The sequence below is a fragment of the Acidithiobacillus sp. AMEEHan genome (assembly GCF_030996345.1).
GTDB lineage: Bacteria > Pseudomonadota > Gammaproteobacteria > Acidithiobacillales > Acidithiobacillaceae > Igneacidithiobacillus.
The window spans coordinates 2,159,049-2,179,850 of the sequence record NZ_CP118747.1; the positions used below are offsets into that span (position 1 = coordinate 2,159,049).

General features: G+C 59.0%; 16 protein-coding genes. 5 read left to right on the plus strand and 11 right to left on the minus strand.

All coding sequences use genetic code 11. The features are described 5' to 3' along the window. Positions 1-162 precede the first annotated feature (162 nt). Genes ORD17_RS11020 through ORD17_RS11030 form a run of 3 tightly spaced genes read right to left on the minus strand, consistent with a single transcriptional unit; the run spans position 163 to position 1,950 of the window. The gene (locus tag ORD17_RS11020; RefSeq protein WP_308388552.1) at positions 163-768 is read right to left on the minus strand and encodes a hypothetical protein; all 606 of its coding nucleotides are present in this window, start codon (positions 766-768) and stop codon (positions 163-165) included. A 51-nt stretch (positions 769-819) separates the two neighbouring features. After that, the gene (locus ORD17_RS11025; RefSeq protein WP_308388553.1) at positions 820-1,314 is read right to left on the minus strand and encodes a DsrE family protein; all 495 of its coding nucleotides are present in this window, start codon (positions 1,312-1,314) and stop codon (positions 820-822) included. Positions 1,315-1,353: 39 nt separating this feature from the next. Continuing rightward, on the minus strand, positions 1,354-1,950 hold the full coding sequence (locus tag ORD17_RS11030; protein WP_308388554.1) for a cytochrome P460 family protein: 597 nt from the start codon (positions 1,948-1,950) through the stop codon (positions 1,354-1,356). 346 nt (positions 1,951-2,296) lie between these two features. Between ORD17_RS11030 and gltB the strand changes: the two genes are divergently transcribed. The 3 genes from gltB to hemE are packed head-to-tail and all read left to right on the plus strand — an operon-like array spanning position 2,297 to position 9,216. After that, positions 2,297-6,715 carry a glutamate synthase large subunit gene (gltB, locus tag ORD17_RS11035; protein ID WP_308388555.1) on the plus strand — a complete coding sequence of 1,473 codons (4,419 nt, stop codon included), beginning with the start codon at positions 2,297-2,299 and terminating at the stop codon, positions 6,713-6,715. A gap of 24 nt (positions 6,716-6,739) precedes the next feature. Further along, positions 6,740-8,143: an FAD-dependent oxidoreductase gene (locus ORD17_RS11040; RefSeq protein ID WP_308388556.1), complete on the plus strand. Its 1,404-nt coding sequence runs from the start codon at positions 6,740-6,742 to the stop codon at positions 8,141-8,143. Next, entirely contained in the window at positions 8,140-9,216 is a 1,077-nt protein-coding gene (hemE, locus tag ORD17_RS11045; protein ID WP_308388557.1) for a uroporphyrinogen decarboxylase, read from the plus strand. The genes ORD17_RS11040 and hemE overlap by 4 nt, the downstream gene beginning before the upstream one ends. An 11-nt stretch (positions 9,217-9,227) precedes the next feature. Here the strand turns inward: hemE and ORD17_RS11050 are convergent, their stop codons facing one another. The 8 genes from ORD17_RS11050 to hfq form a co-directional block, all read right to left on the minus strand. Next, complete coding sequence (locus ORD17_RS11050) at positions 9,228-10,148, minus strand: lysophospholipid acyltransferase family protein (protein ID WP_308388558.1); 921 nt, start codon at positions 10,146-10,148, stop codon at positions 9,228-9,230. Next, a complete protein-coding gene (locus ORD17_RS11055; protein WP_308388559.1) occupies positions 10,145-10,921 on the minus strand; it encodes a GNAT family N-acyltransferase in 777 nt (258 codons plus the stop codon). The genes ORD17_RS11050 and ORD17_RS11055 overlap by 4 nt, the downstream gene beginning before the upstream one ends. A 153-nt stretch (positions 10,922-11,074) precedes the next feature. After that, the gene (locus ORD17_RS11060; RefSeq protein ID WP_308388560.1) at positions 11,075-12,364 is read right to left on the minus strand and encodes an adenylosuccinate synthase; all 1,290 of its coding nucleotides are present in this window, start codon (positions 12,362-12,364) and stop codon (positions 11,075-11,077) included. Between the two features lie 21 nt (positions 12,365-12,385). Beyond that, complete coding sequence (locus ORD17_RS11065; RefSeq protein WP_308388561.1) at positions 12,386-13,606, minus strand: ATP phosphoribosyltransferase regulatory subunit; 1,221 nt, start codon at positions 13,604-13,606, stop codon at positions 12,386-12,388. Continuing rightward, positions 13,603-14,481 carry a protease modulator HflC gene (locus ORD17_RS11070; protein WP_308388562.1) on the minus strand — a complete coding sequence of 293 codons (879 nt, stop codon included), beginning with the start codon at positions 14,479-14,481 and terminating at the stop codon, positions 13,603-13,605. The genes ORD17_RS11065 and ORD17_RS11070 overlap by 4 nt, the downstream gene beginning before the upstream one ends. Further along, a complete protein-coding gene (locus ORD17_RS11075; RefSeq protein WP_308388563.1) occupies positions 14,478-15,608 on the minus strand; it encodes a protease modulator HflK in 1,131 nt (376 codons plus the stop codon). Before ORD17_RS11075 ends, ORD17_RS11070 begins: the two co-directional genes overlap by 4 nt. Before the next feature lie 20 nt (positions 15,609-15,628). Beyond that, positions 15,629-16,939 carry a ribosome rescue GTPase HflX gene (gene hflX / locus ORD17_RS11080; RefSeq protein ID WP_308390093.1) on the minus strand — a complete coding sequence of 437 codons (1,311 nt, stop codon included), beginning with the start codon at positions 16,937-16,939 and terminating at the stop codon, positions 15,629-15,631. Further along, entirely contained in the window at positions 16,936-17,208 is a 273-nt protein-coding gene (gene hfq, locus ORD17_RS11085; protein ID WP_308388564.1) for an RNA chaperone Hfq, read from the minus strand. The genes hflX and hfq overlap by 4 nt, the downstream gene beginning before the upstream one ends. 214 nt (positions 17,209-17,422) lie before the next feature. On the opposite strand from hfq, the gene ppc reads away from it, so the two are divergent. After that, positions 17,423-20,224, plus strand: a complete 2,802-nt coding sequence (ppc, locus tag ORD17_RS11090) for a phosphoenolpyruvate carboxylase (protein ID WP_308388565.1) — start codon at positions 17,423-17,425, stop codon at positions 20,222-20,224. Then, complete coding sequence (locus ORD17_RS11095) at positions 20,221-20,799, plus strand: Maf family protein (RefSeq protein WP_308388566.1); 579 nt, start codon at positions 20,221-20,223, stop codon at positions 20,797-20,799. Before ppc ends, ORD17_RS11095 begins: the two co-directional genes overlap by 4 nt. The last annotated feature ends 3 nt before the right edge of the window (positions 20,800-20,802 follow it).

The following is a 20,802-nucleotide window of genomic DNA, read 5'->3' on the forward strand; positions in this document are numbered from 1 at the left end:
CCAGGTACGGGATTTTTAACGGATAGACACAATGGTTCATTGTTGAGATTCGCTTGGCGATCGCATTCACTGCTGAAACGGGTTTATCCCGCGCACAATGAGTGAACAGATGTTTTTTCGCCAAGTACTGGGAGCAGTTCGCCTCCGCCTCCAAAGGCCGAACTACTGGGAACACTTGACAATCTTTTGATGCATCTGCGCAATACTTGGCAGATATTTGTTGTCAGCCAAATCTCCCTGGATCAGCCTAAACTCCTGCAGTGATGAAGGAGAATGCATCCAGCGGGATGCCTGGCACTCGGCAGCCAGGACAGCCTTCTTCGAAACGCCATTGCCCATCCCGATCCAGCCAGCCACGTGGCGCAGAAGGGGATGTTCTGCGGCCATAACGGCTTCGTGGTATGCGCTCTTTTCTCGGGTTCCCGCGATCGCTACCAACCAAAGCCAAGTCCTTCCAGCTTGGGAGACACTGGTATTCAAGATGACTGGCGAGAGAGCAACACAGTAGCCCGGTTGTGGAATGCTGGAGAAGTACGGAACATCGGGAATGTGTCCCACCTTGGCAATGACCTTGGAAGAATCAACGTACAAAGGGATATGCAGGCCGGAGAGCTTTTTCGCAGCGGTCTTGCTGGCTTCATGACCCTCCAACGCATGTGTCGAGAGATATTCGCAGGCTTTGCTGGGGTCGCCGATGATCTCCGCAGAGGCCGTGACTGCCACCGCCAGCATGGCAACTGCCAATACGGATAAGATGCGGGTTTTCATTTCTACCTTTTCATGGTGCTCCCTCCATGGGGAGTGGCAATGAAAGAGTCATCAATACACTGGGACGAGTGCATAGCCTTTCTCTTGGTAAGCGATCACCGAGATGAATCCATTTTCTACGGGATGCACTTCTGGAACCAGATTTTTGGGATGGACATCCATCCCATGCATGGCGACTCCACAGGCTTGAAATACTACGCCAGTTCTGCTCAGTTTGGCGATTTCCTGTTGTAGGTCAGCTACACTCCGCTCATCCAAATAGGAAATTCCACGACGGTCCTTGGTCAGAAAGGCAACGTCTGGACCTATGAAAACCACTATAAAATGCGGTGTTACGTGTTGCTGAAGAAACTGCTTCTCGGTAAGCGCAACGACTTTTAGAAGATGGTCCACGCCATCAGGCTTTTTGATATTGATCAAAAATATCGCCTTAGCCGAGTGTAGGCCGGAAAGGGCCGCCGAGTCATTGAGCGTGTCGCCAAAGACGGATGGTGCCATAGCGAATAGCGGAAATAAAAGAAATAAAAATATTCTTGAGGTCTTCATAAGACTGTCCTCTGGTATTTCGCTCTGCGCGCGTTATCCCTACCTGACAATGGCCTCAGGGTGCTCTTTAAGGAGGGAGACGTAGGCAGGGTTCATTTCCTGCTTGGGGAAAAAGGCTTTCCAGGTACGAATGGATAGCAATTGCTGTGGCGGTGGGGCAAATACGAAATCCTGCTTCTCTACCATCGTGTGACAAGCAATACAGGAGCCTATCTTCCCGAAAGAAATCAGCGTTCCATCAGGCTTATAGGCTGCCATGACCCAATTTCGATCTGCTCTATCATACCCGTCAAACTTGAGCATTGCCGTCACACCGGTTGGTTTTCTGTTTTTGTTGAAGTTTTCCTTCACGAGCAGGCTGCCATTTTCATATCGGGTAACATGGACGATGCCACCTGCTTGTGAAATGGATTGCACGGCAGCGGCATTGGCGAGATCGATCGTAAAGGCATCCACTGTGCGGGAGCCGGCCTGGAATGGAGAGCTTTCTGGCATGATGGCATGGTTTTTCTGCAGAACCTGAATCTTTTGCCAGAGCGCCTGCGGCGTCGGCACAGTCTCCACTCCAGCCATCGCGGGGCCGATTGCCGCACCGGATATTCCAACTACCGCAACCAAGCATAAGATATTTTTCATGGGCCTCTGCTCCTATGTGGGCGTTTCTCAAGCTAAACTACGCTCAACCCAAAGAAAACACCAGTTCCGTTAGCGGCTATCAAAGTGTGGCTATTTAGCGTTCGCGCCTGGCCCCGGTGGCGTCGCGGCGAGATGACCGGACTCGGGCAGAGGGAAGGACCGCCGCCAGTCGCAATGCGGGCGTTGCCCGCAGGATGGGCCGGGCGGAACACTCTCGTCGCCTTACGCGGAGGAAAAATGCCGACCTAGATCGCAAAGGCGGCTTGGTTTCTCCTGCATCAGCGGCTTATAATAGTAGCCCTTTCGCCATAGGGCGGGAGGGAGTGTTCCGGCCGATGGTGAAAGCATGACAAATAATCTCTACTCTCCAGATTTTGAACGCGATTCTTGTGGTTTTGGCCTCATTGCCCAAATGGACAACCAAGCCAGTCACAGCATCGTGGCCACGGCCATTGGCTCGTTGGCCCGCCTGACGCATCGTGGGGCGGTCGCCGCCGACGGCAAGAGTGGAGACGGTTGTGGGCTGCTCATCCAGATGCCGCAGGAGTTTTTTCGTGCGGTGGCTACCGAGTCGAGCATCACTCTGCCATTGCGCTTTGCCGTAGGGCAGTTTTTTCTGCCCCGCGATGGGCAGCGGGCGGAAGGAATCCGCAAGATCATTGCGGAAGAAGCGCAAGCCCTGGACCTTGCCCTCCTCGGCTGGCGCAGCGTGCCGACCGTGGCTGAAGCCTGCGGTGCGGAAGCGCTGAAGACCCTTCCAAGTGTCGAGCAGGCATTCCTCAGCGGTGAGGAGGCAGATGACGATGCCTTCGAGCGTCTCTGTTATCGCCTGCGCCGGCGAGTGGAAAAACGTTGCGCCGCCGACAGCGACTTTTTTGCAGTCACTTGCTCGAGCCGGGTGATCGGCTACAAGGGGCTGGTCATGCCCGAGCATCTGCCCGATTTTTATCCCGATCTGCGCGATCCGCGTTTTGCATCGGCGCTGGTCAGCTACCATCAGCGCTTCTCCACCAACACCTGGCCGGAGTGGCGTCTGTGCCAGCCCTTCCGAATTCTCGCCCACAACGGCGAGCTGAACACCATCCAGGGTAACCGCAACTGGGCTCGGGCACGTGCCCCTCTGCTGCAATCTGATCTCTTGCCCATGGACGAGGTGCTGCCAGCGGTTGGTGGCGGCAGCGACTCTTTCAGCTTGGATAATATGCTCGAACTGTTGGTGCAGGGTGGCATGGACTTTTTCAAGGCCCTGCGCTTGCTGATTCCGCCGGCCTGGCACAATGTGCCCAATATGGCTCCGGAACTGAGGGCCTTTTATGAATACCACTCCATGCGCATGGAAGCCTGGGATGGTCCCGCTGGCCTGGTGCTCAATAACGGGCAGATGGCGGTCTGCGCCCTGGATCGCAATGGCCTGCGGCCGGCGCGCTATGTCATCACCCGCGACCGCATCATCAACATCGCCTCGGAAGTGGGTGTGTTCGACTACGCGCATCAGGACATCACCGCGCAAGGACGGGTGGGTCCCGGTCAGATCCTCGCAGTGGATCTACGCGATGGTCAGTTGCTGGACAATAGCAGCATCGATTTGCGCATTCAGAGCAGCGCCCCTTACGGCGACTGGCTGGCAGAATATGCCGAACATCTGGACGTAGACGACGATGCGCCGGAAATCGCCCGCTCGGTAACGGACCTCGTTGCCTGGGAAAAGGCCTTTGGCGTCAGTATGGAGGAGGAAGATCAGGTCATCCGGGTGCTCGCCGAAGGTGGCCAGGAGGCGGTCGGCTCCATGGGCGACGATACTCCGGTGGCGGTGCTTTCCACTCAGCCGCGCCATCTGGCCGACTACTTCCGTCAGCAATTTGCCCAGGTTACCAATCCGCCGATCGATCCGTTGCGGGAATCTCTGGTCATGTCCCTGAATGCCATCCTAGGTACGGAGAGCAATCTCTTTGCCGAGCGCCCGGAGTATGCGCGGCGCATCGAGGTGCATTCGCCAGTGCTGTCCGACGCTGCCTTTCAGGCACTGGTTTCGCGTACGGAACCCGCCTTCCGCGCGCAGATTTTCAGCATCTGCTATCCGCGCAGCGGTGATCTCGAATCTGCGGTCACCAGTCTCTGTGCAGAAGTCGTGGCGGGAGTGCAAGCGGGAGCTGTGATCGTGGTGCTGGACGACAGCGGATTGCAGAGGGATCAGGTCTATATCCCTGCGCTCATGGCGGCGGGTGCGGTGCATCACGCCCTGATCGACGCCGGCTTGCGTACCCGCTGCAATATTCTTGTCGCTACTGCCCACGCTCGTGACCCCCATCACTTCGCCACACTCATCGGCTACGGCGCTACCGCAGTTTATCCCTACCTCGCCTATGCCATTGTGCGCAGCCTGGCCGAGCGTCGTGCCTTCAGCCAGCCTGTGGGGGTGACCAAGGCCTTGGCCAATTACCGAAAGGGGATCGACAAAGGGCTCTACAAGATTCTCTCCAAGATGGGGATCTCCACCCTTGCCTCCTATCGCAGCAGCCAGCTCTTTGAGGCGTTGGGACTGTCTTCGCGGGTGGTAGAGCGCTGCTTCCGCGGCACAGTCACTCGTATCGAGGGGGCAGATTTCCGGCACCTAGAGGCGGACGTGCGTCAACTCTTGGCAGATGCTTGGCGTCCGCACCGGCGGATGAGTGCTGGCGGTCAGCTGAAATACATCCATGGTGGCGAATACCATGCCTACAACCCGGATGTCGTCGCCAGTCTGCAGGCCGCCACCCGCTCCGGCCGCCAGGAGGATTATCGCAGTTTCGCTGAGCTGGTGAACGGACGGCCGGTCACCAATCTTCGCGATCTGCTGCACCTGCGCGGTGGTAAGGCGATCCCGCTGCATGAGGTGGAACCCGTCGAGGGCATTACCCCACGCTTCGACACCGCGGCGATGTCCTTGGGCGCGCTTTCACCCGAGGCGCATGAGGCCTTGGCCATTGCCATGAACACTATTGGCGGGCGCTCCAACTCCGGCGAGGGTGGCGAAGATCCTGCCCGCTATCACAACAACAAGGTCAGCAAGATCAAACAGATCGCCTCCGGCCGCTTCGGTGTGACGCCGGAGTATGCGGTCAATGCCGAAGAGTTGCAGATCAAGATCGCTCAGGGCGCCAAGCCTGGCGAAGGCGGTCAGTTGCCCGGGCACAAGGTCAGCGGCATCATCGCGCGCCTGCGCTATGCCAAGGAAGGTGTGGCGCTGATCAGCCCGCCGCCGCACCATGATATCTATTCCATCGAAGACCTCGCACAGCTCATTTTTGACCTCAAGCAGGTCAATCCCAGCGCTTTTGTTTCGGTCAAACTGGTCTCCGAAGCCGGTGTGGGCACCGTCGCTGCCGGGGTGGCCAAGGCCTATGCCGATCGCATCACCATCGCTGGCTACGACGGCGGCACTGGTGCCAGCCCACTGACTTCAGTGAAATACGCCGGTTCTCCCTGGGAGCTGGGGCTGGCGGAAACTCAGGTCACCCTGCGCAAGAATTTCTTGCGCCATCGCGTGCGTCTGCAGGTCGACGGTGGCTTCAAGACAGGGCTCGATGTGGTGAAGGGCGCCTTGCTCGGCGCTGAGAGTTTTGGCTTTGGTACCGCACCGATGATCGTGCTGGGCTGCAAGTATCTGCGCATCTGCCACCTCAACAACTGCGCCACCGGGGTGGCTACCCAGGACGAGACCTTGCGCAAGCACTTCAAAGGGCTACCAGAACTGGTAATCAACTACTTCCGTTTTGTTGCCGAAGAAGTGCGCGAGATCATGGCCGAACTTGGCATTCGTCGTTTCGACGACCTGGTGGGGCGCAGTGACCTACTGGAGATCGGCAAGGCGGCAACGGACAAACAGGCCGCCCTGGATCTGCGCCCACTGCTCGGCAATGCCGCGCTGGAAAATGCTGATCACAACATTCATCAGCAGGATCGCAATCCGCCCTTCGACCGAGGCGAACTTGCCGAACAAATCGTGGCCGATGCCCGTCCGGCCCTGGAGGAAAGAATTCCCACACGGCTGCACTATCGCATCCAGAACACCCACCGCTCCATCGCGGCGCGACTGGGGGGCGAGATCGCCAAGCGCTACGGTAATGCCGGTTTGCCCGATGACTGCGTCCACGTCGAGCTGCATGGCACCGCCGGACAGTCCTTCGGCGCCTTTTCCGTTCAGGGCATGACCCTGCGCTTGCACGGGGATGCCAATGATTATGTCGGTAAGGCCATGAATGGTGGCCGCATCATCATTGCGCCGCCCGAGAATGTCCCCTATGTCGCCGCCGAATCGGCCATCATCGGCAATACCTGTCTCTATGGCGCCACGGGCGGGATGCTGCACGCCGCTGGGCGCGCCGGCGAGCGCTTTGCGGTGCGTAACTCCGGAGCGATTGCGGTCATCGAGGGCGCTGGCGATCACGCCTGCGAATACATGACCGGTGGCCAGGTCATCATTCTCGGACGGGTTGGCGTCAATTTCGGCGCCGGCATGACCGGTGGTCTCGCTTTCGTGCGCGATGCCGACGGCCAGTTTCCGAATCGCGTCAATGGCGAGTTGGTCAACGTCCATCGCATCGATACCGAATCCATGCGCGGTTACGAAATCTTATTGAAACGCCATGTCAAACGTCACCTAGAATGGACTGGTAGCCTGCTGGCCCAGGACTTGCTCAACAATTGGTCGCGCTTTGTCGCACAGGTCTGGCTGGTGGTGCCCAAGGCGGCCAAGCTCGATGTGTTGCTCGAAGAAGCCAGTTGACCCTGCCCATCGCGAGGAATCATCATGAACAACTTTGCCTTTTTGGAAGATGGTCGACAGGATCCCAAGAAACTGCCGGTAGACGAGCGACGTGAGGCGTTCCGCGAGATCTACGAAGTCTTCGATCTCGACAGCGCTCGCCTGCAAGCCGACCGCTGTCTGCATTGTGGCAATCCTTACTGCGAGTGGAAGTGTCCAGTACACAACTACATTCCCAACTGGTTACAGTTGATCGTCGAAAACCGCATCGAGGAGGCCGCGACCCTCTCCCATAGCACCAATACCCTACCGGAAATCTGCGGTCGCATCTGTCCCCAGGATCGTCTCTGCGAAGGCGCTTGCACCCTCAACGAAGACTATGGCGCGGTAACCATCGGTAACCTCGAAAAGTTCATTACCGAGGAGGCCCTGGCGCGGGGTTGGAAGCCGATACGGGAGCCGGTAGAGCGTTTGGGCAAGCGCGTGGCGGTGGTCGGCGCTGGGCCGGCGGGACTCGGCTGTGCCGATATCCTCAATCGCAATGGCGTCGATGTGGTCGTCTTCGATCGCTACCCCGCCGTGGGTGGCTTGCTGACCTTCGGCATCCCGCCCTTCAAACTGGAGAAGGAAGTCGTCGCCCGACGCGCCGACCTGCTGCAGGAAATGGGCATCGAATTCCGTCTTGGACAGGAAGTGGGTAAGGACATCCCCTTTTCCGATCTGCTGCGCGACTTCGACGCCGTGTTTCTGGGCATGGGAACCTACAAGGCGAAGCAGGGGCATTTTCCCGGTGAGGGCCTGCCCGGGGTCTACAAGGCATTGGACTTCCTCAACGGCAATATCTCTCATCTGATGGCCCTGCCGGATCCGCTGCATCCGTACATCCGTTTGGCCGGCAAACGCGTCGTCGTTCTTGGCGGTGGTGATACCGCCATGGACTGCGTGCGCACCGCTATCCGGCAAGGGGCAACGGCGGTCAGCTGCGTCTATCGCCGCGACGAAGAAAACATGCCCGGTTCCCGCCGGGAGGTGAGCAACGCCCGCGAGGAAGGGGTGAAATTCCTTTTCAATCGCCAGCCCGTGGAGATCGTTGGTAACGCCGAGTCTGGTCCGCAGGGAGTCAAGGTCTTGCGCACCCAGTTGGGAGAGGCCGACGCCAAGGGTCGCCGATATCCCGAAGTCGTGCCCGGCTCGGAGGAGACCTTGGCCGCCGATGCGGTAATCATTGCCTTCGGCTTCGACCCCTCCCCCGCTGCTTGGTTCGACGACTTTGGCATTGCCACCGACAAGGCTGGCAGGGTGACTGCCAATGCCCAGTTCCAAACCAGTAACCCAAAGGTTTTTGTGGGCGGTGACATGCACCGTGGCTCTGACCTCGTGGTCACGGCGGTCGATGAGGGGCGTCGGGCTGCCGAAGGCATCCTCGACTTTTTGAGTGCCGCAGAATGAGCAAGGCAGACCGCTTCCTGCGTGCCTGCCGGGGACTGGAGGTAGATCGCACGCCAGTCTGGCTGATGCGCCAGGCCGGGCGCTACCTGCCCGAATATCGCGCTACGCGCAGCCAGGTATCGGATTTCCTGAAGCTATGCCAGACGCCGGAACTCGCCTGTGAGGTGACGTTGCAACCCCTGCGGCGCTTCGATCTCGACGCCGCCATCCTCTTTTCCGACATCCTGACTGTGCCCCACGCCATGGGAATGGAGCTGGATTTTCTCGAGGGCGAGGGCCCGGTGTTTCGTAATCCTTTGCGCCAAGCCAGCGATCTGCAGCGCTTGGGGCAGCCCGATCCAGAGCAGGATCTACGCTACGTCATGGACGCGGTACGTCTCATTCGCCGGGAGTTGGACGGCCAGGTGCCGCTCATCGGTTTTGCCGGCAGCCCCTGGACCCTCGCCTGCTATATGATCGAGGGCCGAGGTAGCCGCGAGTTCCTGCATACAAAGACTTGGTTGTATTCCGACCCAGAAAGCCTGGAAGCACTGCTTGAACGTTTGGTGACGGCACTGACAGACTACCTGCACGGGCAAGCCGCGGCGGGAGCGCAGGCACTGATGCTGTTTGATACCTGGGGCGGTACGTTGACGACTTCTGCCTACGAGCGTTTTTCTCTGGCACCCATGCGACGGGTCATCGCCGGACTGCGCGCCATGCCGGAGGCCAAGGAGCTGCCCATTATTCTCTTCAGCAAGGGCGGTGCTAACTGGTTGGAGCGCATGGCCGCGAGCGGCGCCAACGTCATCGGTCTGGATTGGACCATCGATATCGACATGGCGCGCAGACGTCTGGGTAAGAACGTCGCCGTACAGGGCAATCTCGACCCGATTGCGCTCTATGGGCAAAGCGCCCTGTTGCGCTCCGAAATCGAGAACATCCTCTGCGCGAATGCGGGAAGGCCGGGACACATCTTCAACTTGGGCCACGGTATCACGCCGCAAACGCCGATAGATAATGTTGAACTACTGGTAGAGACCGTACACGCATGGAACGGTTGCGGCAACGACAGCGTTTACGAAGAATATTGAGGGGCCTCGATCTAGCGCGATTGACTACCGTGACGCCAAGCCTCCCACGCATCGCGCAGGCGGTGGCGATGAGGGTCCAGATAGGTAATTGCAGCGCCCTCCTCCATCCGGTGTAACGACTCCCGTATCAGACGCTGCGTCTCTTTCGCGAGTTCTCTCCGACCCAGTTGCGGCGACAAGGGCGAACCGAAGTGGATGCGCAGGGTGAGCGGTGCCGAGGCCGTGAGCCGCCACAGATGTCCCGCAAGGGTATCGTCGCCAATGAATGGGCAGACCCGATCCGCACGTCCGGGACGGAGGACATCCTCATAACGCAGGGTAACCGGTACCACCATAGTGCCAGAACTGACGGCGGTCTCGAAAGGAGCGGCGAAAAAGTCGCCAACGTCCGTGCCGTCGCTTGTCGTCCCCTCGGGAAAGATCGTGAGAATACGGCCATCACGAAGAACCTTGGCCGCCTCTTTCAAAACCCGCTGACTGGCCCTAGCGTCGCTACGGTCGATGAAGAAGGTTCCCAGGCGACGTGCCAAACGCCCAAAGAGAGGCCAAGACTCCATCTCCTTTTTGGCGACAAACTGACCTGGGCGAATCGCGGCGAGTGCCAGAATATCCAGATAGGATACGTGATTGGCCGCCAACATTGTCGGCGCCATCGGCAAGGTCCCAGCTACCCGGAGCCGGATTCCCAGGATGCGCAGCGCAACGCCACACCACCAGCGAAATACCGCCAGCGCCGATCCATCGATTTCCGCCTTGCGTCCGTAGTACCACCAGCTCAGGGGAAACGCCAGAACCAGATGCAGGCCGAGGGCGGGGATACGCCACAAGCGGCGATAGAAACGCGGTTTGCTGCGCCGCAGGATGCGGTCGCTGGGGTACGGGATCAGTTGCGCTTGTGCAGACGAGGAGCGACGTCGCCAACGAAAGATCATTTGCCTTGGGCCACAGGATCCAGAAAACGTTGCTGGTAGCGCGAAGTAATCAGTCGTGAATCGCACCATACAAAAAAGTCGGCGCAGTGAAACTGGGGATCCCAATACGGCTCGCCTCCCAGCCGCACTCCCGCCCGTAAGTAGCCTTTCAGCAGTGTCGGCAACTCGACCGGCTCCACCTGAGCGTCGGGATCGAAGCCGGGTACCGGGCGCAGGGGAAACACGCGCTGTTCGGCTGGCACCATCTGCTGCTCCAGCGAACGATAGAGGGCACCAAGCGCCGGACCATTGGTGCTATGCACGCTGGCGCAACCCATGAGATGTTCGATGTCCCACATGCCCATGGCCTCTGCCAAGCCTGACCAAAGAAGAACGATCACGGCGCCTTGGCGATAGTCTGGATGTACGCAAGATCGACCGAGTTCCATGACCCGCGAGCCGAGTGCCAAGGGACGCGACAGGTCGAATTCTGTCTGCGCGTAGTAGCGCCCTACCTTGGCTACCTGTTCCGGCAGGAAAAGTCGGTAGGTACCGACTACTTCCTGTCGAACCTCATCCTCGACGATCAGGTGCTCGCAGAAGGGATCATACTCATCCTGATCGATTCCCGGCGGGCCACTTAGCTGGGCACCAAATTCCGCACTGAAAACTCGATAGCGCAGCCGCTGCGCCGCCTCGATCTCGTCCTGATGACGAGCGAGATACAGTCGCAGCGAGCGCTCGCCCTTTTTGGTATTACGACCCATGTCTTTCTGGACTTGCGTTTCGAGCATCCCTCAATCCCCCTATTCGGGTTGCAGCAGACAGTAGTATGACCAAAAACTATGACAATAGTGCGACAGTTTTATGACATTTTGATGACAACCGCTGCGAGTTATAGGCCACATACTACGCAATGCTGACAAGAAAAGACAAGAAACTCAAACTCATAAAAACGCCTCACGGAGGATCGTATGGGCGCGGTCCGGCCCGGTGGAAACGATGGCCAGGGGACGTTCCACCAGCTCCGCCAAGGCTTCGAGATAACTTCGCGCATTTTCTGGCAGCTCTTGCCAACGCTGAACACCGGCAGTGGATTCTGACCAGCCCGGAAAACTTTCGTAGACGGGTTCACAATCAGCCAGAGATTCGGCACCCCCCGGCAGGTCACGACACTCCACACCCCGCACCCGGTAGCCAGTGGCGACACGAATCTCCGCCAAGCCGTCGAGCACGTCGAGTTTGGTCATACACAAGCCGTTTACCCCGTTTACCCGACAGGAAGCGCGCAAGGCCACGGCGTCGAACCAGCCACAACGACGCGCACGCCCGGTGGTGGCACCAACTTCGCCACCCTTCTCCGCCAGCCACCGCCCGGTATCATCGAAGAGCTCCGTGGGAAACGGGCCAGAACCAACGCGCGTGGTGTAGGCCTTGGTGATGCCGAGAACATAGCCCAATTCGCCCGGCCCTACCCCGGTACCCGCAGCAGCGGCGCCGGCCACCGTATTGGATGAGGTGACAAACGGGTAGGTGCCGTGGTCGACGTCGAGCATGCTCCCTTGCGCCCCCTCAAACAGGATCCGTCCGCCCGTCGCCTGAATCTGGCTGAGGCGCAGAGAGACATCGGCAACCATGGGCGCCAGCCGCTCTGCATAGGCGAGGCTTTGCTCCAGCGTCTGATGAAAATCTTCCGGCTGTTCTTTGAAGTAGTGTTGCAGTACGAAGTTATGGTAATCCAGCGCTTCGCCAAGTTTTGCCGCGAAGCGTTCCCGGTGAAACAGATCCGCCACCCGTAACGCCCGCCGCGCTACCTTGTCTTCATACGCGGGTCCAATTCCCCGCCCGGTAGTTCCGATGCGTGCGTCCCCCTTGGCCCGCTCACGGGCAAGATCGAGCCGCTTGTGGTAGGGCAGAATCAGAGGACAGGCGTCTGAAATTACGAGACGCCGTACCGCATCCGGAACGGCCTTCAGCAAAGGATCCAGTTCTTCGAACAAGGCGACGGGGTCGAGCACTACGCCGTTACCGATGAGACATTGCACACCCGGCCGCAGAATGCCCGATGGGATGAGATGCAGCACCGTTTTTTTACCCGCGATGACCAGGGTATGACCGGCATTGTTACCGCCTTGGAAGCGCGCGACTGCCTGACACTGCTCGGTAAGCCAGTCGACAATCTTGCCCTTACCCTCATCACCCCACTGGGTGCCTACCACCACTACGTTCCTGGACATCGATAGCGACTCCGCGAAAAATCAGGATGCAGAAAAGGGAAATTCAGGCTCGTGGCCGGCCAGTTTCCATCGCCCCCCCTCCGCCACCAGGCAGGCGTCAAAGCCTGCTGGAAGTGCTTGCGCGGGAGCGCCACCAGCCAGATCCTGGACAACGGTATACCCTTGTGCCCGTAGGTCCTCAATGGCCTGCCACAGGCTGGGGTCGGAACCACCCGGAGCCCAGACCCGTGGAGAACTTCTTTCCTCCATCAGATCGCGCAGCAGGGGACGCAAATCCAGACTGAATCCGGTCGCCGGACGATAGCGGCCAAAGGCCTTGCCGACACCGTCATAACGCCCGCCGCGGGCAATCGCCGCGCCCCGCTGCGGCGAAAATACGGCAAAGAGCATGCCAGTGTGGTAGCGATGCCCTTGCATTTCCGCCAGATCCGCGCGAATGCTGAGCTGCGGATAGCGCTGGACGAGCACTTGCCAGACAAAATCGAGTTCTTCCAGGGCACGGAGAATGACGGGATAGGACGCAAAGCGTTGCCGGGCGCGCGCCAGGATTTCGTGGTCTCCATGCAATTCCGCCAACGCGTGAAACGCCTCGGCCTGTTGCGCAGGCACCGCGTCTGCCTGCAGTAGCTGCCGCAGATCCGGCCAGGCCTTGCGTTCCAGCAGACGTAACAGCTCTTCTCGATCCTGCTGACCAAGCCCGCTCGCTTCCGCCAGGCATTGCGGAATTGCGACATGCCCCAGATCCAAGACCAGTTCGGTACCCGGACAGCAGCGCTGTACGCTCTCCACCATTAGGCTCAGAATTTCGAGGTCGGCATCGGCACTACCGACGCCAAACAGCTCGGCCCCCACCTGGAAGGGCGCGCGACTGCCGCCCAGCGCATCGGGACGTGCGCGCAACACGGTGCCAGCGTAGCTCAGGCGTCGCGCTTCGTCATCCCGTGCCATCTGGACATCGATTCGCGCCATTTGTGGCGTCATGTCGGAGCGAAAACCTAGCACGCGACCACTGGCCTGATCGAGTACCTTCCAGGTTTCCAAATCGAGATCGACGGCGCTGCCGGTCAGCAAGCCTTCCAGATGTTCCAGCATGGGTGGGATCACCTGTCGGTATCCCCAGGAGGCAAAGAGATCCAGCAATTCACGACGCTTTCCCTCAAGTGCTGCCGCCTGTCGCGGTCCCATATCTTCAAAGCCTGCGGGCAAGATCCAATTCGCGAGGGAATCTTTCCGCTTGATCATGGCTTGCCCCCTCCTTGGAGTCCGTCATGCAGATAGCGGAGTAACGGAGAGTTGGCAGGCAGGACCCAGACGTCTCCCGCTTTGGTGCTGTCGCGCAATACCTCTAGACTGCGGTAAAAGGCATAAAAACGTGGATTTTTTCCATAGGCATCGGCGTACATCCGGGCTGCTTGTGCCTGTGCCTTGCCCAAGGTCTGCTGCGCCGAGGCGTAGGCCTGACTCAGGATTTGTTGGCGTTCCTTGTCTGCGGAATTTTTGATCTGTTCCACCTGCTCCTTACCGGCCAGATCCTCTGCCGCAAGCTTGCTCTGCAGTTCGCTACGCATTTTTTGATAGACGCCCTGTTGCGCTTCGGCGGTCAAGCCAAGTTCCAGAAAATGGAGGTCATCCAGAGAAATGCCGTCGCGTGCAAGCGAATCCCCCACTTGACCGCGCAACGTTTGCTGCCATGCGGCCAGAATCACATCACTCGGCGCCACTCCGGGGTTTTTATCGACGATGCGCGTGAGCGCGGCTTGTACCACGTCACTGATCTGGCTCTCGGCCAAGGCGGTGTTCAGCCCGCGCTGATAAAATTTCTCTGCGTCGCTGACATGCCACTGCACAAAACAGTCGAGCTGCAGGCTCGGTCCCGTAGCCGGCGTGACCGTGACTGCCTTGGTACTCTGGCTGCGTCTACGGGTATCGATGATCTGCACCGACTGAAGAAAAGGCCAGTGAAAATAGAGCCCAGCCTGGGAGCGCTCGGCTGCTACGTGTCCGGCGCTGAGAACGACCGCACTCTGTCCCGGACGCAGCTGGTAAAAACTAGCAGACAGCAGATACAACAAAACGGCAACTACCAGAGCTATCCAGCCCCAGGTCATCGGTTTCATGAGGCCTTATCTCCACTGCTAGTGGGGGCACTGGCTTTGCCTAGCGGGGCTGACAGGGTCGGTGCAGCAACCTGCACCGCCACCTGCGCGCCGTTTCCATCCGCCACGACGATCTTGCCTGCCTTGGCAAGAATGTCCTGCATGGTCTGCAGATACATCTGCTTGGTACTGATTTGTGGGTCTTGCTGGTAGGCCCGGTAGACCGCATTGAAGCGAGCCACGTCGCCCTGGGCCTTGCCCAGTAACTGTTCCGCCTGCACGCTGGCGCGATCAGCCATCTTGGCAGCTTCGGCTTTGGCGGCAAGCAGTGTCTTGCCGGTGTCCGCCTTCGCCTGCTCGGCTTGATCTGCAGCATCCTTGCGTGCCTTGGCAATCTTCTCGTATTCCGCATCCAGCGCCTTCGGATGGGTAAGCTCGATGATCTGCACGGACTGCAGGCTGATGCCGCTGTCACTGCCGGCCAGGAGATCTTGCGCTTTCTGCAATATCTGCTGTTCCAAAGGCGCATGCGCCATGCCGAGTAGCTGCTCGGAACTCATGCCGCTGGTTACCTGGCGCAACGCCGCACTGAGCACAAAAGCCAGGTACTGCTGCGGATTGCTGCTGGCAAAAAGAAAGTCGCGGGGATGTGCAATGCGATAGTCTGCCGCATAGCGAACGTCGACCACCTCATCATTGCTGGTGACGATACGACCGGGGCTGAGTGCCTCTCCCGAGTCCCCGTAGCCCAAGACCAAGCGCCGACTGCGGCCAACTTCGACGGTCTCGACCGTCTCGATGGGGCTGGGCCAATGATAGTGGCTTCCCGGAGGGACGGTGGCGACCACGCGACCAAAGCGCAGCACGATGCCCTCCTCTCCGCTACCCACTTCATAGAAGCCGGAAAGCAGCCAGAGGCCGATCAGTACGAGCACGACGATCAAGGGGAGCCAGCGGAGAAAAGGAATTTTTCCTCGTGGCCCAGATCCGGGGGACGCCGACAGCTTGCCGCCGAGCTTGCGCAGTTCTTTGGTGATCTTGTCGATATTCCAGCTTGCGCCGGAATTTCCGGGACGCCGTCCCAAGGGACCCTTATTGCTGCCGTTACCGTCTTGTTTACCGTTTCCGCCTGGATCACTCCACGGCATCCCGCTCTCCTTACCCCGGACTATGGGCGCATTGTAGAAGGCAGATCCTCCCGCTGACAACTCTCTGCCCCGATTTCCTCCCGCAAGCCGGCCCAGACCTGGTGGTCGATTTCGATGAGCAGGTGATCGCTCCCCTCGCTGTCGAAACGCTCCTCCAGGACCGCGGCCTCACGAAAGAGGCGGGCGCGCAGCGCCCCCGCTTCCGGGCGCAGCGTACAGCGCAGACGAAGGCGTGTACCATGCAGACGCTGAGTGATCACTTCCGCAAGACGGGCCATGCCGGCACCGCTATGGGCGCTGAGCCAGAGATCGCTCACCTGGCCAGTCTCCGCGACCCGTTCCCGCGCCTCCTCGCCCAACAGATCAATCTTGTTGAATACGCGAATGCGCGGCAAGCCGGCCGCGCCAATCTCGGCGAGAACATTCTCCACTGCGAGGATTTGCGCATCGCGATCGGGCGCCGCTGCGTCAATGATGTGCAGCAGCAATTGGGCCTGCCTCACTTCTTCCAGAGTGGCGCGAAAAGCGGCAATCAACTCCGTTGGTAGGTCGCGAAGAAATCCGACGGTATCGGCCAGCAAGGTAGTCGGTCCAGTGCCGGAGAGGCGACGAACAGCAGGATCCAGGGTGGCAAAGAGCTGGTCGGCGGCATACTGGTCATTTGCCGTCAGCACATTGAAAAGGGAAGATTTTCCGGCATTGGTGTAGCCTACCAAGGCGACCATGGGGGCGGGCGCACGCAGCCGCGCCCGTCTTTGCGTGGCTCGCTGAGCAGCAACCCGAGCCAGCCGTTCGCGCAGGATGCGAATCCGCACCCCGATCAACCGGCGATCCGTTTCTAGCTGCGTTTCGCCGGGTCCGCGCAGGCCGATGCCACCCCGCTGCCGCTCAAGATGGGCCCAGCCGCGCACCAGCCGGGTACGCAAGTGATCCAGTTGTGCAAGTTCGACCTGCAATTGCCCCTCATGCGTACGCGCACGACGGGCGAAGATATCGAGAATGAGTCCCACTCGGTCGATAACCCGTGCAGCGCAGGCGCGCTCCAAGTTTCGTTCCTGAATTGGACTCAACGGGCGATCAAAAAGTATCAGATCGACCGCGTTGGCGCGCACAAAATCAGCGATTTCCTGAACTTTTCCACTCCCAACACAAGTGGCGGGATCCAGACGCGCGCGCGACATCGTCCACAGGGCCAGTATTTCGGCTCCGGTGTCCGCCGCCAACTGCTGGAACTCCTCTCCACCATCGTCCGCCAGACTCCCGGGCGTAGAAAGGTGGATCAGTAAGCAGCGATCTCGATGCGATCGCTGGATCCCCGGGCTCTGACTCAGTCTGCGGCCTCATCTCCGGTGGTCGCTTCGCCCTCTACCTCCGGCAGTGGCAAGCGCACATCGCGACTGGGAACCACGGTGGAAATCGCGTGTTTATAGATCATCTGACTGACATTGTTGCGCAACAACACAACGAACTGGTCGAAGGATTCAACAAAGCCTTGCAACTTGATGCCGTTCACCAAGTAGATGGCTACCGGAACGTGCTCCTTACGCAAGAGATTGAGGAAAGGGTCTTGCAAAATTTGCCCTTTTTGTTGACTGGCCACTATTGTCTCCTTTTTTACGCAAATCGTGCCATCGGCTAGTGCTCTTAGACTATCTCAAAAGTCGCCCGTGCGCTATGGGGAAGACACGGTGCTGGCAGCATGCCGAAGCCTCGTGTCGGTGACTTCGTCCAGGTGGGTCTTTGACCTTTTGCCGGATTGCCGATAAGTTCTCTGCAATATCCGACATGCCAACATTCCGTACTGGGGAGAGTTTGTGGACGCCAAAAAACTGACCAGCGACCGTGCGTTGCGTGCTCGCGTGAAGCGCTTGGGAAACATTCTCGGCGAGGTGCTGCGCGAGCGGGCCGGCGAGCGGGTTTTCAGCGCCGTAGAGCAGCTTCGCCAAGGTTACATCCGTCTGCATCGCCGGGAAGATCCCAAGCTCCGTCAGCGCCTTGCGCGTTTCATTGATGCGCTGCCCCAAGATGACCTCGTGCTCGTCATCCGTGCGTTCAACACCTATTTCAGTCTGGTCAACATCGCGGAGGAGGAGTTCCAGCATGTGCAGCGGCGTCGTTTGCTGCAGCGCGGTAGCGGACTCTGGGTCGGCTCCTTTGAAGATACCTTCCGGCGCTTGCAGGAGGCTGGGGTCAACGCCGGACAACTCCAGTTTCTCTTGGGGCAGCTACACTACCTGCCGGTGTTTACGGCGCATCCCACTGAGTCCAAGCGCCGTACCGTACTGCATGCTCTGCGACGGATTTTTCTCACCAGTAAGGCCCTGGATGACCCGACCTTGACCGAAGAGGAAGAGGGCGACGTACTGCGGCAGCTGCAGGCGCAGATCCAGATTCTCTGGGAGACGGAAGAAGTGCGGACCAACCGGCCGCAGGTGCAGGACGAAGTCGAAAATGGCCTCTTCTATTTTCGCGACAGTCTCTTTCAGGCGGTGCCGATGACCTATCACGCCGCCCGCCGTGCAGCCCGCCGCGTGTACGGCGACCGGCAGGTCGATATTCCCGCTTTTATTCGCTTCGGCTCCTGGATCGGTGGCGATCGCGATGGCAACCCCAACGTGACCGCAGCGATTACCGGCTGGACTCTGCGCACGCAGAGCATCGAGGTGCTGCGCGAGTACCAGCGTCGTCTCTCCGAACTCTATCCGTTACTGGGCCATTCGGCGCGCTTTTGCAGCATTTCGCCGATTCTCCTCGCCTCCCTGGAGAAGGACGCGGACGACTTTCCAGAGCTTGCGGAATGGGTGAATCAACGTTTTCCCAGCGAGCCATACCGACGGAAACTGCGCTACATGATGACCCGGCTCGATCTGCGTCTGCACCAGCTCGAAAACGGTCAAAGTGGCAGTGGTTTTGTGGCGGATAGTCCTGCGTACATCAGTGACCAGGACTTTCTTGCCGATCTGATGCTAGTTCGTGACTCTTTGCGTGGCCACGGTGATGAATACATCGCCAATCATGCGGTGCAGGACCTCGTCTGGCTGGTAGAAACCTTCGGTTTCCACCTCGCCTCCCTGGATATCCGGCAAGAGTCGACCGTACACACCCGCACCCTCACGGAACTCTTTGCCGGGGTAGCTGAGTTTCAGGGCTATGCCGAAATGGAGGAAGAACAGAAACTCGCTTTGTTGAGTGATGCCCTGCGAAAGCCCGGCAGACTGGTCGAGGGCACGCCCGAACAGCTCTCGCCAATAGCGATGGAGACCTGCGCGATGTTCAAGTGCATCGGTCAGTTGCGTCGGGAGGTCGGAGAACGCGCATTTGGAAATTACGTGGTATCGATGACCCACGAGGCCAGCCATATTCTGGAAGTCCTGGTCTTGGCAAAAGAATTTGGCCTCGCCGGATGGTCACGCCAGGGCCTATACAGTGAGATCGCAGTCACCCCACTGTTTGAGACCATCCATGATCTGGAACGCATGGAAGCAGTGATGGGTAGGTTACTCGACAACGCGGAGTACGCCGAAATTCTGCGCGGCCAGGAAAATGTGCAGGAAGTCATGCTGGGATACTCGGACTCCTGCAAAGATGGCGGTATCCTCTCCTCGAGCTGGTCGCTCTATCAGGCGCAATTGCAACTGAGTGCCCTGGCAGAGCGCCGCCGCATTCATATCCGTGTCTTCCATGGCCGCGGCGGGAGCGTAGGCCGAGGCGGCGGTCCCACCCACGAAGCCATCCTGGCGCAGCCAGCCAACACTGTACGCGGGCAGATCAAGATCACCGAACAAGGAGAGGTTCTGTCTTTCAAATACGCCAACCTGGAAACTGCCGTATATGAGCTGACCGTCGGCGTGACCGGCTTGATGCGTGCCAGCTTTGGCCTGATTCAGGCGGTGCCAACCGACGATCCCAGTTTCCTCAACGTCATGGCTGAGCTCACCAAGACGGGCGAAGCCGTCTATCGCGAGCTGATTCAGCAGACTCCAGGCTTCATGGACTACTTCTACGAAGCGACTCCGTTGAATGAGATCGCTCACATGAACATCGGTTCCCGTCCTTCGCATCGTCAGCGTGGCGATCGTTCGATGAGCTCGATCCGTGCGATTCCCTGGGTCTTTGCCTGGGCCCAGTCGCGGCACGTATTGCCAGCATGGTTTGGACTGGGTTCAGCCATTCGCAGTTGGCGTGGCAAAGATCCGGAACGTCTGGAACTATTGCGGAAAATGTATCAGCGCTGGCCGTTTTTTCACGCCCTGCTGGGCAACATCACCATGGCGATGGCAAAGGCGGATATGACGCTTGCCGCGGAGTATGCGACGCTACCTCGGGATCAGAAGTGCGCGCAGCAAGTCTTTGCGAAAATCCACGCAGAATTTGTGATCAGTATGCAGGAAATCCTACTCATCCAAGAGCAGCAGGAGTTGCTCGAAGAAAACCCGGTACTGGCCTTCTCCCTGCAGCGGCGCAATGTGTACATGGAGCCGCTCAATCACATTCAATTGGCCTTACTGCGCCGGTATCGAAACGAAGAGACTCCACCGGAGTTCCGCGAGACTTGGTTAGACCCGCTGCTTCGTACAATCAATGCCATAGCGGCTGGGCAGAGGAACACTGGATGACGTCGCAGCTGATACTCGCCTCCTCCAGTCCCTATCGGCGTGAGCTGCTGACGCGACTGCGCATCCCATTCGATTATCACTCGCCCGCTATCGACGAGGAGCGACGTGCAGAAGAGGCGCCAGAGGCGCTGGTGCAACGCCTCGCCGAAGAAAAGGCCCGGCGGGTTGCCGAGGATCATCCGGGAGCTTGGATCATCGGCGCCGACCAAGTCGCCTGCTGCGGCGAGCAAATTCTTGGCAAGTCTGGCAATGCGGAAAATGCCCGTAAGCAACTGATTGCTATGCAGGGACGAACCGTGACCCTGCTGAATGGACTATGCCTACTCGCACCCTCGGGACAAGCAAGAGTCGAACTAGTGCCCTATAGAGTGGATCTACGTTGCCTCAGTCCAGAAGAAATTGATCGCTACATTGAAAAGGAGGAGCCTTTTGACTGCGCGGGGAGCCTGCGCGCCGAGGGTCTGGGAATTTGTTTGATCGAGCGTATGTGCGGGGAGGACCCGAATGCCATCATCGGGCTCCCCTTGATTCGCTTGGCGACAATGCTGCGGGAAGCGGGATTTTCTCTGCCCTGAACT

What these genes read in the sequence shown, in the direction of transcription:
- ORD17_RS11050 (WP_308388558.1), bottom strand. Translation starts at nt 10,148, where the DNA reads ATGATCTTTCGTTGGCGACGTCGCTCCTCGTCTGCACAAGCGCAACTG.
- ORD17_RS11030 (WP_308388554.1), bottom strand. Translation starts at nt 1,950, where the DNA reads ATGAAAAATATCTTATGCTTGGTTGCGGTAGTTGGAATATCCGGTGCG.
- ORD17_RS11065 (WP_308388561.1), bottom strand. Translation starts at nt 13,606, where the DNA reads ATGATCAAGCGGAAAGATTCCCTCGCGAATTGGATCTTGCCCGCAGGC.
- hemE (WP_308388557.1), top strand. Translation starts at nt 8,140, where the DNA reads ATGAGCAAGGCAGACCGCTTCCTGCGTGCCTGCCGGGGACTGGAGGTA.
- ORD17_RS11095 (WP_308388566.1), top strand. Translation starts at nt 20,221, where the DNA reads ATGACGTCGCAGCTGATACTCGCCTCCTCCAGTCCCTATCGGCGTGAG.
- ORD17_RS11040 (WP_308388556.1), top strand. Translation starts at nt 6,740, where the DNA reads ATGAACAACTTTGCCTTTTTGGAAGATGGTCGACAGGATCCCAAGAAA.
- ORD17_RS11055 (WP_308388559.1), bottom strand. Translation starts at nt 10,921, where the DNA reads ATGCTCGAAACGCAAGTCCAGAAAGACATGGGTCGTAATACCAAAAAG.
- ORD17_RS11060 (WP_308388560.1), bottom strand. Translation starts at nt 12,364, where the DNA reads ATGTCCAGGAACGTAGTGGTGGTAGGCACCCAGTGGGGTGATGAGGGT.
- ORD17_RS11075 (WP_308388563.1), bottom strand. Translation starts at nt 15,608, where the DNA reads ATGCCGTGGAGTGATCCAGGCGGAAACGGTAAACAAGACGGTAACGGC.
- ORD17_RS11020 (WP_308388552.1), bottom strand. Translation starts at nt 768, where the DNA reads ATGAAAACCCGCATCTTATCCGTATTGGCAGTTGCCATGCTGGCGGTG.
- ORD17_RS11070 (WP_308388562.1), bottom strand. Translation starts at nt 14,481, where the DNA reads ATGAAACCGATGACCTGGGGCTGGATAGCTCTGGTAGTTGCCGTTTTG.
- ORD17_RS11025 (WP_308388553.1), bottom strand. Translation starts at nt 1,314, where the DNA reads ATGAAGACCTCAAGAATATTTTTATTTCTTTTATTTCCGCTATTCGCT.
- gltB (WP_308388555.1), top strand. Translation starts at nt 2,297, where the DNA reads ATGACAAATAATCTCTACTCTCCAGATTTTGAACGCGATTCTTGTGGT.